Annotated in this window: 14 protein-coding genes; 12 read left to right on the forward strand and 2 right to left on the reverse strand. The window is 62.8% G+C overall.

What is annotated here, in order from left to right; genetic code table 11:
* The first annotated feature begins 386 nt into the window (after positions 1–386).
* From QXZ85_RS30320 to QXZ85_RS30330, 3 genes are all read left to right on the forward strand, one after another.
* Entirely contained in the window at positions 387–1,121 is a 735-nt protein-coding gene (locus QXZ85_RS30320) for a hypothetical protein (RefSeq protein WP_315768684.1), read from the forward strand.
* Positions 1,122–1,354: 233 nt separating this feature from the next.
* Positions 1,355–2,473 carry a DUF2336 domain-containing protein gene (locus tag QXZ85_RS30325; RefSeq protein ID WP_315706067.1) on the forward strand — a complete coding sequence of 373 codons (1,119 nt, stop codon included), beginning with the start codon at positions 1,355–1,357 and terminating at the stop codon, positions 2,471–2,473.
* A 30-nt stretch (positions 2,474–2,503) separates the two neighbouring features.
* Entirely contained in the window at positions 2,504–2,722 is a 219-nt protein-coding gene (locus QXZ85_RS30330) for a hypothetical protein (RefSeq protein WP_315768683.1), read from the forward strand.
* Between the two features lie 155 nt (positions 2,723–2,877).
* Here the strand turns inward: QXZ85_RS30330 and QXZ85_RS30335 are convergent, their stop codons facing one another.
* Positions 2,878–3,558 (reverse strand): TetR/AcrR family transcriptional regulator, encoded by a 681-nt coding sequence (locus tag QXZ85_RS30335; protein ID WP_315728572.1) that lies wholly within the window; start codon positions 3,556–3,558, stop codon positions 2,878–2,880.
* Positions 3,559–3,805: 247 nt separating this feature from the next.
* Between QXZ85_RS30335 and QXZ85_RS30340 the strand changes: the two genes are divergently transcribed.
* The 8 genes from QXZ85_RS30340 (at position 3,806) to QXZ85_RS30375 (ending at position 11,000) form a co-directional block, all read left to right on the forward strand.
* On the forward strand, positions 3,806–4,348 hold the full coding sequence (locus tag QXZ85_RS30340; RefSeq protein ID WP_315706064.1) for an OsmC family protein: 543 nt from the start codon (positions 3,806–3,808) through the stop codon (positions 4,346–4,348).
* 33 nt (positions 4,349–4,381) lie between these two features.
* The gene (locus tag QXZ85_RS30345; RefSeq protein ID WP_315706063.1) at positions 4,382–5,503 is read left to right on the forward strand and encodes an acyl-CoA dehydrogenase family protein; all 1,122 of its coding nucleotides are present in this window, start codon (positions 4,382–4,384) and stop codon (positions 5,501–5,503) included.
* Positions 5,504–5,552: 49 nt separating this feature from the next.
* A complete protein-coding gene (locus QXZ85_RS30350) occupies positions 5,553–6,431 on the forward strand; it encodes a sulfurtransferase (protein WP_315706062.1) in 879 nt (292 codons plus the stop codon).
* A 107-nt stretch (positions 6,432–6,538) separates the two neighbouring features.
* Positions 6,539–7,924 (forward strand): CmpA/NrtA family ABC transporter substrate-binding protein, encoded by a 1,386-nt coding sequence (locus QXZ85_RS30355; protein WP_315706061.1) that lies wholly within the window; start codon positions 6,539–6,541, stop codon positions 7,922–7,924.
* Positions 7,925–8,102: 178 nt separating this feature from the next.
* On the forward strand, positions 8,103–8,942 hold the full coding sequence (ntrB, locus tag QXZ85_RS30360; protein WP_315706060.1) for a nitrate ABC transporter permease: 840 nt from the start codon (positions 8,103–8,105) through the stop codon (positions 8,940–8,942).
* A gap of 185 nt (positions 8,943–9,127) precedes the next feature.
* Positions 9,128–10,033 (forward strand): ABC transporter ATP-binding protein, encoded by a 906-nt coding sequence (locus tag QXZ85_RS30365; RefSeq protein ID WP_315706059.1) that lies wholly within the window; start codon positions 9,128–9,130, stop codon positions 10,031–10,033.
* A gap of 23 nt (positions 10,034–10,056) precedes the next feature.
* Positions 10,057–10,545, forward strand: a complete 489-nt coding sequence (gene cynS, locus QXZ85_RS30370; protein ID WP_315706058.1) for a cyanase — start codon at positions 10,057–10,059, stop codon at positions 10,543–10,545.
* A gap of 92 nt (positions 10,546–10,637) precedes the next feature.
* Positions 10,638–11,000 (forward strand): gamma-glutamylcyclotransferase family protein, encoded by a 363-nt coding sequence (locus QXZ85_RS30375; RefSeq protein ID WP_315706057.1) that lies wholly within the window; start codon positions 10,638–10,640, stop codon positions 10,998–11,000.
* A gap of 70 nt (positions 11,001–11,070) precedes the next feature.
* Here QXZ85_RS30375 and QXZ85_RS30380 read toward each other — a convergent pair whose 3' ends face one another.
* Positions 11,071–11,394, reverse strand: coding sequence for a DUF1476 domain-containing protein (locus QXZ85_RS30380; protein WP_315741437.1), 324 nt, complete (start codon positions 11,392–11,394; stop codon positions 11,071–11,073).
* A gap of 330 nt (positions 11,395–11,724) precedes the next feature.
* Here QXZ85_RS30380 and purC point away from each other — a divergent pair, with 330 nt between their 5' ends.
* The gene (purC, locus tag QXZ85_RS30385) at positions 11,725–12,492 is read left to right on the forward strand and encodes a phosphoribosylaminoimidazolesuccinocarboxamide synthase (RefSeq protein WP_016843454.1); all 768 of its coding nucleotides are present in this window, start codon (positions 11,725–11,727) and stop codon (positions 12,490–12,492) included.
* Positions 12,493–12,494 lie beyond the last annotated feature (2 nt).

Genomic DNA, 12,494 nt, shown 5'->3' on the forward strand with positions numbered 1-12,494 from the left:
CACGGTGGATCTCCTGCAGCCGGTCTGGCGATATGAGGACGATCCTTCCGTACCTTGCCGAAGTTCACACCATGATATGCGCGAGCGTGGACGCTCGCGTTCGGACGCGATCATGCTGCATCGAGCTTTTTCTGTTCGCGGCTGGAGGAGATGACCACGCGCGACGGCGGTTAGAGTCTGCGATTCCATTTACATCGCCTGAAGCATGATCTGCGAATGCAGCTAAAGATTGTGGCGAGATCGGCGTGTGTTGCTAGCATCAAGCAACACACAAGGAGACGATCATGGCTAGGCACCGATGGTACTCGCTTACCGGTTGCGCGTTGATTTTGGCTTTAATCTCCGCCATCTCGGCGAGCGCCCAATCATCGGCGGCAAAGCGGTGCATGATCGCGGTGGGCGTCACTCCGGACGAGCGCATTGCCGGCTGCACCGCCGTGATCGAGCGCGGCAGGCCGGCGACCCCACAGGTGGTCACGGCCCGATTCAGGCGCGCCGAGGCCTATTTCCGCAAGGGAGATATCGATCACGCAATTGCCGACTACGACGATGTCGTTGGGCAGTCCCGGGCCGACCTTCGTGCCGCGTATGATTATGCCGACGCCGATCCGTCCGGAGCGGTGCCGACGAGGTCCGCGCGGACGTCGGAGCGCGTTCGGTACGTTGCGCAGGCCTATCGCGCACGGGGGATTGCGAGCTTCGAGGCGGGCCTGCTGGAGCAGTCGCAGGACGATTTCAAGCGGCTCAGCGCGATGGATCGGAAGGATGCCGAAGCCGCCTTGTGGCTGGACCTGGCGCGGCGCCGCGCCGGTCTGGCGAGCGACCTCGCCGACAGGGCAAAGCAGCTCGACATGAGCAAATGGCCCGCGCCGATCGTGCGCCTCTTCCTCGGCCAAGGGACGGCAGAGGCGGCGCTTGCTGCGGCCGAGGAGGGCAATCGTGTCATGCGAAGGACGCGGCGCTGCGAGGCGAGTTTCTTCGCCGGAGAGCTGATGCTGCAACAAGGCCAGGATGCCGGCGCCATGCGGCTGATCGATCGGGCTCTGGCTGAATGCGCGCCGGCGTCAGGCGAACGATCGGTCGCCGATGCAGAAGCGCGCACCCTCAGGGTCATGCCTTGATGATCGTCTGACGCTCGCATCGCGCTCTGGAGCAGGGGCTTCTGTGTTCGTGCGATCCCCCGTCGATCGGGCGCGGAGCACTTCGACCTCTTAAGAGGCTCCTAACGGACTCCGGCACATTTAAGGAACAACTCGCAGCAAAATGCCTGCGCGCAAGTTTACGGAACACTCGCGTTCGGTGGCTATCGTGCAGCATTGAATTTTCTCTGTTTGCGGGTTGCGGTTGTTCCATGATGAGCGAAACGAAATCGGTACTGCGGGATCTCGACGAGGCGATTGCGCGCGGCAGCGCCGAGAGCCGCGCCCGCGCGCTCTGGCACGCGACCGACCTCTTGATCGCCGGACGGTATTGTGAGGAGGAGATCGCGGTGTTCGGCGAGGTCATCGGCCGCCTGGCCGATGAGATCGAAACGGCTGCGCGCGCCACGCTGGCGGACCGGCTGGCGCGGATCGAATATTCGCCGGCGAGCGTCATCCGCAAGCTTGCCTTCGACGACGCGATCGAGGTCGCTGGCCCAGTGCTGCGTCACTCCGAGCGGCTCGACGATGCGACGCTGATCGAGAATGCCGAGACCAAGAGCCAGGACCATCTGCTGGCGATCGCTCAACGCGAGAGCCTGAGCGAGGCGGTCACCGATGTGCTGGCCTCGCGCGGCAATCGCGACGTCGCCAATGCGGTCGTCCGTAACGAGGGCGCCCGGTTCTCCGGCGCCGGCTTCCTGCATATGGTGACGCGCGCCGAGAACGATTCGATCCTGGCGGAGAATCTCGGGTTGCGCAGGGACATTCCCCGCCATCTGTTCCAGCAACTGATCGCCAAGGCTTCCGACGACGTCAAGAACCGGCTGGCCGGCGAACGTCCCGAGATGCTCGACGAGATCCATAGCTCGGTGGCGAATCTCGCCGGCGAACTGCAATCCAAATTCGGCCCCGGCTCGCGCAACTATTTCGTCGCCAAGCGGGTGGTTTCGATCCAGCACCGGCAGGGCAATCTGGATGAGCGCAGCATCGCGGGCTATGCGATGGCGCACAAGGTCGACGAGGTCACGATCGGCGTGTCGCTGCTGTCGGGCCTGCCGGTCGACGTGATTGAGCGCGCGCTGTTCGACCGCAATCGCGAATTGCTGTTGATGCTGGCCAAGGCGCTCTCGTTTTCGTGGGATACGACCATGGCCCTGCTGTTTTTGGGCGCACGCGAGCATCGCATCAGTGCGGGCGAGCTGCAGGATCTGGAGCGGGACTACGGCCGTCTCAAGGTGCAGACCTCGCGCAGCGTGCTGGAGTTCTACCAGTCGCGCAAGAATCCCGCCGGCAAGCGCACGCAGCGTGTGCCGAGCCTGCTGGCCCATTGAGGCTGCGACGTTCATGCGAGGTGGTCAAGGATGAACAATATGAGCTTCCACTTCGCATCACGTGAGCGCGTCACGCCGGGCGGCGATGACCGCTCCGCCACGGAGGCCGCTTGGCTGGTGCTCGAAGCCGCCAACGATCTCGGCGATCAGGTGGCGGTGGCCGCCTGCCGGCGTGTCATCGATGCGAGCCTGAGCGGCCTCGCTCCGGCGCTGGCGGACGTGCATCTGGTGCTGGATTATTTTCGCTAAGGCGCACAATCGTAACCGCATAGACAGCGCCATACCCGCGAAGGCGGGTATCCAGTACGCCGCGGTCTCTCGGGACATCACGAATGTCTCGGAGTACTAGATCGGCCGGTCAAGCCGGGCGATGACGCAGAAATTTGCTTTAGGAGTAAGCGCCCTCACACCGCGGCGAGCTGACCGTCCGCCTTGCTCGTCCGCTTCGCAGGCTTCTGTTTCGCCGGGGCGAACAGCGAGTTCGCCGCGATCCCGGCAGTGTCGGCGACATCAGGGTTGCGCGAGACCATGGCGGCGACGATCGCCCCGTCGATCAGAAGCGCCAGCTGATGCGCGAAGCTTTCGGGATCGAGCGCGCCCATTTCGCGCGCGAGCTTCTCGATATGAGTGAGCACCACCTTCTTGTGGCGCATCGCGATGGTGCGAAACTGCTTCTGATCCTTGTCGTGCTCGGCGACGGCGTTGATGAACGGGCAGCCGTAGAACCGATCTTCGCTGAACCAGCTTTTCAGCGCCGGGAAGATCCGTGACAGCTTGGTCTCGGCATCGCCGCCGCCGCGCTCGATCTCGCCGATGAACCACTCCCGCCACTGCCGGCCTTCGCTTTCGAGCACGGCGTGAACCAGCGCGGTCTTGGAGCCGAACAACTTATAGAGCGTGGTCTTGGCGGTGCCGGCCTCATTGATGATCGCGTCGATGCCGGTGGCGTTGATGCCGTCCTTGCAGAACAGGCGCGTCGCCGCACCGAGCAGGCGACCGTGCGCCGATTCATCGTCGATCCCCGCGCTCGCTTTTGCAGCGATGCGCTTCTTTGATGGCTGTTTGCCCGCAACCGATCTGCCCATGCGCGGCAGCTTAAACAGAGCAAGCGCACCTCATCAAGCTGCATCTTCGATGATCAACCCTGCTGCGCTCAATTTGATCGCGGCGTGCAACAGACTGCACCCGGTTTGAGCAGAAGGCCTCGGTCAGTTTCGCGGCATCCTCTCTAAGCGACGAGAAATGCTTCGGCTTTTGTTTTCCAGCTTGCTGGCACGCTTCGTGCAGGAAACAGACCGTTCGGTATCCTCGATCCCAGGGAGAAAAGACGAGATGACCGCTGTTGTTCAGAAGACGGTGCTCACGGGCTGCCTTGCCCCCATCGACAAGAACGGGCTGGAGCAGCTCATTGCCACTGGCAAGGCCAATCCCAAGGTCATCAAGACCCTGAAGTGCAAGACGGTGGCCGAGGGCAAATTCCGCCACGCCAACTACATCCGCAACCTGCCGCCTTATATCGTCGACGAGCCGCCGGGACTGCTCGGCGACGACACCGCTCCCAATCCGTCGGAGGCTTCGCTCGCGGCGCTCGGCTCCTGCCTCGCCGTCGGCCTGCATGCCAACGCCGTGCACCGCGGCTGGATCGTCAACAAGCTCGAGCTGGAGCTCGAAGGCGATCTCAACATCACGGCCGTGTGGGGCACCGGCGACGTCAGCGACAAGCCGGTCGGCTTCACCGACGTCCGCGTCAAGGTCGACATGGAGTGCGAGGGCGTCGCGCCGGAGGAGATTCAGGCGCTGGTCGCACATGTGAAGAAGTGGTCGCCGGTGGCCAATACCTTCACCCGCCCCGTCAATCTCGAAGTCGGCATCTGAGCGGGCCGGTAGCCGCCAGCAACGGAGGGCGTCATGGGTTCACTCGGATCGAATCTCGCGACCGATGACACGGGCGTCGTGCCCGTGCCCTCGATGATCGAGCAGGTCACGGCGATCGTGCGCAAGGAGCTCGCGCCGATCGCCCCTGCCATCGATGCCGGCACGGTGTATCCGGCGGAACTGCTGCGCCATCTCGGTGATGCCGGTGCCTGGGGCAGTCATGTCCCCGAGAATGGTGCCGCCGATCTGAACGCTGCGATCCAGTCGATCGCGGCGATGGGCGAGATCTGTGGCGCCACCGCCTTCATGGCGTGGTGCCAGAATACGCTGGTCTGGTACATCGCCAACTCAGCTAACAAGGCGTTGGTCGATCGTCTGCTCGATGACACCGCGAGCGGACGGTTGCTCGGCGGCACCGGCCTTTCCAACCCGATGAAGAGCTTCTTCGGCATCGAGAAGCTCAAGCTCAAGGGGCGGAAGGTCGAGGGCGGCTATGTCGTGCGCGGCGTGCTGCCCTGGGTTTCCAATCTCGGCCCCGACCACATGTTCGGCACGATCTTCGAGCGAGAGGATGCGCCCGGCGAGATCGTGATGTTCATCGCCGATTGTGCCGATCCGGCGGTGACGCTGCAGCCATGCCAGCCGTTCCTGGCGATGGACGGCACCGGGACCTATGGTGTGCAGTTTCGCGACCTGTTCGTGCCGGATGAACTGATCCTTGCCGACCCGGCTGGGCCTTTCGTCAAGAAGATCCGCGCCGGCTTCATCCTGCTGCAGGCCGGCATGGCGCTCGGCCTGATCAAGGATTGCATCAAGGTGATGCAGGAGGTCGAGGCGCCGCTCGGCCACGTCAACCGCTATCTGCCGCAACAGCCGGTCAATTTTTCCGAGCTTGCCGCCGAGCTCGCGCATGAAACGGCTGCGCTCGCCCGCGATCCCTTCAACCCGGACGAGACCTATTGGCGCCAGGTCGTCGCGCTGCGCCTGCGGGCCGGCGAGGCCAGCGTGGCGGCCGCGCACGCCGCGATGCTCCATTGCGGAGCCCGCGGCTACATCAAAGGCAATCGCGCCGAGCGGCGACTGCGCGAGGCCTATTTCGTCGCGATCGTGACCCCCGCGACCAAGCAACTCCGCAAGATGCTCGCCGACGGCTGACGCCGGCGAGAAGAGGGACCATCGAATTCCATAACAGGAGAGGCCTGCCATGACGGACGTTTTGATTTCTGCCGGCGAACTCGCTGACCTCATCACCAAAGAACCGTGTGTCCTGATCGACACCCGTAATCCCGACGCTTACGGCGCAGGCCACATTCCCAATGCGGTGAATGTGCATGAGATCTTCACCTATCTCGCCACCTCGACTCCCGAAGGTATCGAAGAGCTGAAAACCAAGTTCGCGGACGCCTTCGGCGCCGCCGGCTTGTCCGGTAACGAGACGGCTGTCGTCTACGAGCAGTCGATGAATTCCGGCTTTGGCCAGTCCTGCCGCGGCTATTTCCTGCTTAGCATGCTCGGCTATCCCAAGGTGAAGGTGCTGCATGGCGGCTTTGAGGCCTGGGTCGCAGCCGGCCTGCCTGTCACGACCGACGCACCGTCGCCGGTGAAGGCGTCGTTCTCCATCGTGCCGGAAGCCGGCAGCATCCTGATCGACGCCAAGGCGATGCTGGCAGCGGTCGGCAACCCGTCCATCGCCATTCTCGACGTGCGCGACGTCGATGAGTGGATCGGCGATTCGTCTTCGCCCTACGGCAAGGACTTCTGCCCGCGCAAGGGGCGCATTCCCGGCGCCGTGTGGCTGGAATGGTATCGCATGATGAAGCCCACGGCCGAAGGCCCGCGCTTCAAGTCGAAGGACGAGATCCTCGCCGAATGCGCCACCGTCGGCATCACCACGGAAACGCCGGTGTATTTGTACTGCTTCAAGGGAGCCCGAGCCTCGAACACCTTCCTCGCGCTGAAGAATGCCGGCGTGAAGGACGTGCGGATGTATTTCGGCTCCTGGAACGAGTGGTCGCGCGATCCGTCGCTGCCGATCGAGGAGGGCCTGCCGCTTCCTCCGGCAATGGCCAGCAAGGCGGCATAGAAGCTGCATGTTTTGCATCATCCGGCGGCTGAAGGTGTCGCCGGATGATCAGTCAGAGGGCGCGCCGCAACGTTGCTGCGCGCGGGTGCGACAAAGGGGCGCAGCACATGTCGATTTTCGATGATCCGTTCGATGCCGATAGCAGCGCGAATGCGGGCTGCGTGTGCGGCCAGCACCGTTCTGCAGCCGAACACGACCACGCCATGCTGGCGCTGCGTTGTGCGCCGGTCGCCGACACCGATGAGAAGCGGTATGAAAACGTGGTCGCCTCGGCAGTGCTGCGCGCCGTGTTTCCGCAGTCCGCAACACGCCGCGCCTTTTTGAAGTCTGTCGGCGCAGCGACCGCGCTCGCCGCGGTCTCGCAGTTCTTCCCGCTGAAGACGGCGACCGAAGCCTTCGCCGAGGCCGGCGCACCCGAGAAGAAGGACCTCAAGGTCGGCTTCATCCCGATCACCTGCGCGACGCCGATCATCATGGCGGCGCCGCTGGGCTTCTATGCCAAGGCGGGGCTGAACGTCGAAGTGGTCAAGACTGCCGGCTGGGCTGTGATCCGCGACAAGACCATCAACAAGGAATATGACGCCGCCCACATGCTGGCGCCGATGCCGATCGCGATTTCGCTGGGGCTCGGCGCACAGCCGATCCCGTTTACCGTGCCTGCGATCGAGAACATCAACGGGCAGGGCATCGTGCTGGCCATGAAGCACAAGGACAAGCGCGATCCCAAGGATTGGAAAGGCATGAAATTCGCCATTCCGTTCGACTATTCAATGCACAACTACCTGCTGCGCTACTATCTCGCCGAGCACGGCATCGATCCCGATACCGACGTGCAGCTCCGCTCGGTGCCGCCGCCGGAAATGGTCGCGAACTTGCGCGCCGACAACATCGACGGCTTCCTGGCGCCCGACAACATCTGCCAGCGCGCGATCTATGACGGCGTCGGCTACCTGCATATTCTGTCCAAGGAGATCTGGGACGGCCATCCCTGCTGCAGCTTCGCCGCCAGCCGCGAGTTCATCACGGCGGCGCCGAACAGCTTTGCGGCGCTGACGCGCGCCATCGTCGACGCGACCGCCTATGCCTCCAAGGCGGAAAATCGCAAGCAGATCGCCGAGGCGATCGCGCCCGCCAACTACATCAACGCGCCGGTCACGGTGCTGGAGCAGGTCTTGACCGGCACCTATGCCGACGGGCTCGGCGGCGTGAAGACCGACCCGAAGCGGGTCGATTTCGATCCGTTCCCGTGGCAATCCTTTGCGGTGTGGATGCTCACCCAGATGAAGCGCTGGGGCCAGATCAAGGGCGACGTCGACTACAAGGCCGTGGCCGAGCAGATCTATCTGGCGACCGACACGCGCAAGGTGATGACCGAGATGGGCCTCGCTCCGCCGAAGGACTCCTACAAGTCGTTTGCGGTGATGGGGAAGACCTTCGATCCGAGCAAGCCTGACGATTACGTCGCGAGCTTCAAGATCAGGAAGGCGTCGTGATGGGGGAGACAAGCGCGACGCCGTCGACCACGCCAATGCTGTCGTCCCGGCGCACGCCAGGACCCATACGCCGTGACCTTTCTTTGGGCACCTGCGGCGATGACCTTTTCTACCAGCTGAGGACGGTGATTATGGGTCCCGGCGTGCGCCGGGACGACGGCGGGGAGGGGGCATCGGCATGACCGCATCCCTCCGCCTCCGCGCTGCCGTCGTCTCGATCGGATTGCTCGTCGTCTTTCTCGGCGCCTGGCACATCGCCACGCGCAGCGCCGGCCCTGCGGCCAATATGAGCCCGGAATATGCCAAGCTGATGGGGATGACCGCGACCCAGGGCAAGTCGGCCATGCCGGGTCCGCTCGACGTCGGGGCTACGCTGTGGGAGCATCTGAAGCGGCCGTTCTATGACAATGGTCCGAACGACAAGGGGCTCGGCATCCAGCTCGGCTATTCGATCGCGCGCGTGATGCTGGGTTATCTGGTTGCGGTTGCGGTCGCGATCCCGCTCGGCTTCCTGATCGGCATGTCGCCGTTAATGAGCCGTGCGCTCGATCCGTTCATTCAGATCCTGAAGCCGATCTCGCCGCTCGCCTGGATGCCGCTGGCGCTCTACACGATCAAGGACTCCAGCCTGTCGGCGATCTTCGTCATCTTCATCTGCTCGGTGTGGCCGATGCTGATCAACACGGCCTTTGGTGTCGCCAGCGTGCGCAAGGAATGGATCAATGTGGCGCGGACGCTGGAGGTCGGCAATCTCCGCCGCGCCTTCACCGTGATCCTGCCGGCAGCGGCGCCGACCATCCTCACGGGCATGCGGATCTCGATCGGCATTGCCTGGCTCGTGATCGTCGCGGCCGAGATGCTCGTCGGTGGCACCGGCATCGGCTACTTCGTCTGGAACGAGTGGAATAACCTCTCGATCACCAATGTGATCATCGCGATTTTGTTGATCGGCGTCGTCGGCATGCTGCTCGATCAGATCCTGGCGCGCTTTGCGCGGCTCGTGACGTTTCCGGAGTAGGGGCCGCATGATCGGGCAAGCTCTTACAACGGGCGCAACTCTGTTCCCCTCCCACTTGCGGGAAGGCGGCAGGGGTGGGGGGGCCTCAGGCGCGAGTCTTTGTGGGGGCCCCCCCTCCCTGACCTCGAGAGCGAGCTTCGCTCGCCTCGGACCCCGCAAGGGGGGAGGGAACGGTGAGGCCTGCCATGACTGACAAATTCATCTCCATCGAGGGCATCGCCAAGCGCTACGATGGCGCGCGCAGCACGACGATCTTCGAGAACCTGTGGCTTGCGGTGGCGCGCGGCGAGTTCGTCTGCGTGATCGGTCATTCCGGCTGCGGCAAGACCACGGTGCTCAACATTCTCGCCGGTCTCGACAGTCCGAGCGAAGGCGCCGTGATCGTCGACGGCCAGGCCATCGAGGGGCCGAGCCTCGATCGCGCCGTGATCTTCCAGAGCCATGCGCTCTTGCCTTGGCGCAGCGTGCTCGGCAACGTTGCCTATGCCGTCAGCTCGAAATGGCGCAAATGGGATCGCGCCAAGGTCAAGGCCCATGCGCAAGGCTTCATCGATCTCGTCGGCCTGTCCGGCTCCGAGCACAAGCGCCCATCAGAGCTGTCGGGCGGCATGAAGCAGCGCGTCGGCATCGCGCGGGCGCTGTCGATCACGCCGAAGATCATGCTGATGGACGAGCCGTTCTCGGCGCTGGATGCGCTGACCCGCGGCACATTGCAGGACGAGGTCCGCCGCATCTGTCTGGAGACCGGACAGACCGTGTTCATGATCACCCATGACGTGGATGAAGCGATCTATCTCGCCGACAAGATCGTGCTGATGACCAACGGTCCGGGGGCGGTGCTGGCGGAGATCGTCGAGAACCCGCTGCCGAAAGAGCGCTTGCGCGGGGATCTGCATCGCCATCCGCTTTACTACGGCGTGCGCAACCACATCATCGATTTCCTGGTGAGCCGCAGCAAGACGTTCACCGCCGATACACCCGACCATGACCCGCGCAAGGTGCCGCTGGTGCGGATCGGCCGCACCGAGCCGACGATCGTGAGTGCGCCAAAGTCAGTGGAGACCGGCTCGGCACAGGCCAGAGCCGGCTAGCCTTCAAGCCAGGGAGACTAAACATGAAACGATCCGACCTCACCGAGAAGCTGCTCGACATCAAGCGCGAGAAGGGATGGAGCTGGAAATATATCTGCGAAAAGATCGGCGGTTATTCCGAGGTGCTGATCGTCGGCGCCATTCTCGGCCAGATGAAGCTGACCAAGCCGCAAGCGGCCAATGCCGGCGAGCTGTTCGGCCTCTCGAAAAGCGAGATCGCGATGCTGAACGAGACGCCGATGCGCGGCGAGGGCGTGCAGATGCCGCCGACCGATCCCTTGATCTATCGCTTCTACGAGCTCGTGATGATCAACGGCCCGGCCTGGAAGGAGCTGATCCAGGAGGAGTTCGGTGACGGCATCATGTCGGCGATCGACTTCGACATGGTGATGGAGCGGCTGCCGAATCCGAAAGGCGATCGCGTCAAGATCTCGATGTCGGGCAAGTTCCTGCCGTACAAATATTACGGCGCCAGCGGCAACGTGCCGGAATACGGTTTCAAGGAAGAGTAGAGTAGTGAATGGCGAGTAGCGAGTAGGACAGAAGGCCGATTTGCCGCTCGCCAGTCACCCGCTTCAGCTATATGTCTAAGCTTTGATATGACATGGCGGGAGCGGGCGTGACAGTCGCGAAGGAAGTATTCCTGTTCTCTTATGGCACGCTGCAACTGGAGAGTGTCCAATTAGCGTCTTTCGGTAGGCTTCTTGTCGGACGCCCCGATACAATGCCGGGCTTCAGTAAGAGCATGGTTGAGATCACAGATCCTGATGTGATCGCCAAGAGTGGTGAGCGATTTCATCCGATCGTTGTTCCGACGGGCAATCCGAACGACGAGGTGGATGGGACCGTGTTCGAAATCACCCCATCCGAATTGCTCGCGGCGGACCAGTACGAGGTCGCCGATTACAAGCGCGTGACGGTGGGGCTGCGCTCAGGTCTTCAAGCCTGGGTGTACATCAAGGCTTAGGCGATCGGCGCGGAGTGAGTGGCAAATAGTGAATTGCCCTGTTCGCCACTCACGATTCGCTATTCGCCCTTCACTGTCCCGCCTTCACCTGCGCGACCGCCTCGGCCAAGAGTTCGCTCATCTTGGCGCGGATGTCGGTCTCGGTCACCGCAGCGCCCTTGGCGGTGAGGTCCCCCAGCACCTTGCGCAGCACGTCGGTATCGCCGGCTTCCTCGAAATCGGCGGCCACGACCTCCTTGGCATAGGCCTCGGCGTCGGCGCCGCTCTTGCCGAGCTTTTCGGCCGCCCATAGCCCGAGCAGCTTGTTGCGGCGGGCCTCAGCCTTGAATTTGAGTTCTTCGTCGTGGGCGAACTGCCTTTCGAAGGCTTCTTCGCGCTTGTCGAATGTGGTCATAGCCGGAAGTTCCAGTGTTGCCGAAAAGGAGCCGGAGCGGCGGTTGCGGGCAGGTGTCCGCGTGCCTAAATAATTGGAACACCTTGCCAACACAATGCCAAGGCGAAGCCATCTCAACCGGCAAGACGCCGCAGGGAAGAATGGTAAAACTCCGTCCCGCCGGCCCGGATCGATTGTGCTCGGGGAGCCAATCAGATAGGTTTCCCCCAGGCCCGGTTCTTGTTCTGTTTCCATCAGGTCCAGGCCTTCGCGGCAGCTCCGTCGTGGTCCTGTCCAAAATCGTCCGGAGCCCACCTGTTCATGGATTTTAACAAAACACGGTACATCCCAATGAGCCGCCGGCGTCGCATTTATGAAGGTAAGGCGAAGGTCCTGTACGAAGGTCCGGAGCCGGGTACCCTGATCCAGCACTTCAAGGACGATGCGACCGCCTTCAATGCCAAGAAACATCAGGTGATCGAGGGGAAGGGCGTCCTCAACAACCGGATTTCGGAGTACCTGTTTCAGCACCTCAACGACATCGGGGTGCCGACCCACTTCATCCGCCGTCTCAACATGCGCGAGCAGCTGATTCGGGAAGTCGAGATCGTGCCGCTCGAAGTCGTCGTGCGCAACGTGGCGGCGGGCTCGCTGTCGCAGCGCCTCGGCATCGAAGAGGGCACCCAGCTGCCGCGCTCGATCATCGAGTTCTATTACAAGAACGACCAGCTCAACGATCCCATGGTCTCCGAGGAGCACATCACGGCGTTCGGCTGGGCGACCCCGCAGGAGATCGACGACATCATGGCGCTCGCCATCAGGGTCAACGATTTCTTAACCGGGCTTTTCCTCGGCATCGGCATTCGGCTGGTCGACTTCAAGATGGAATGCGGCCGCCTGTTCGAGAACGAGATGATGCGCATCATCGTCGCCGACGAGATCTCCCCGGATTCGTGCCGGCTGTGGGACATCAAGTCGAACGAGAAGCTCGACAAGGATCGCTTCCGTCGCGATCTCGGCGGGTTATTGGAGGCCTATACCGAAGTCGCCAAGCGGCTGGGCATCCTGATCGAAAACGAGCGGCCGGCCGGCTCCGGCCCGGTACTGGTGAAGAGCTGAAG

Source organism: Bradyrhizobium sp. SZCCHNGR1005 (genome assembly GCF_032489995.1).
Classification (GTDB): Bacteria; Pseudomonadota; Alphaproteobacteria; order Rhizobiales; family Xanthobacteraceae; genus Bradyrhizobium.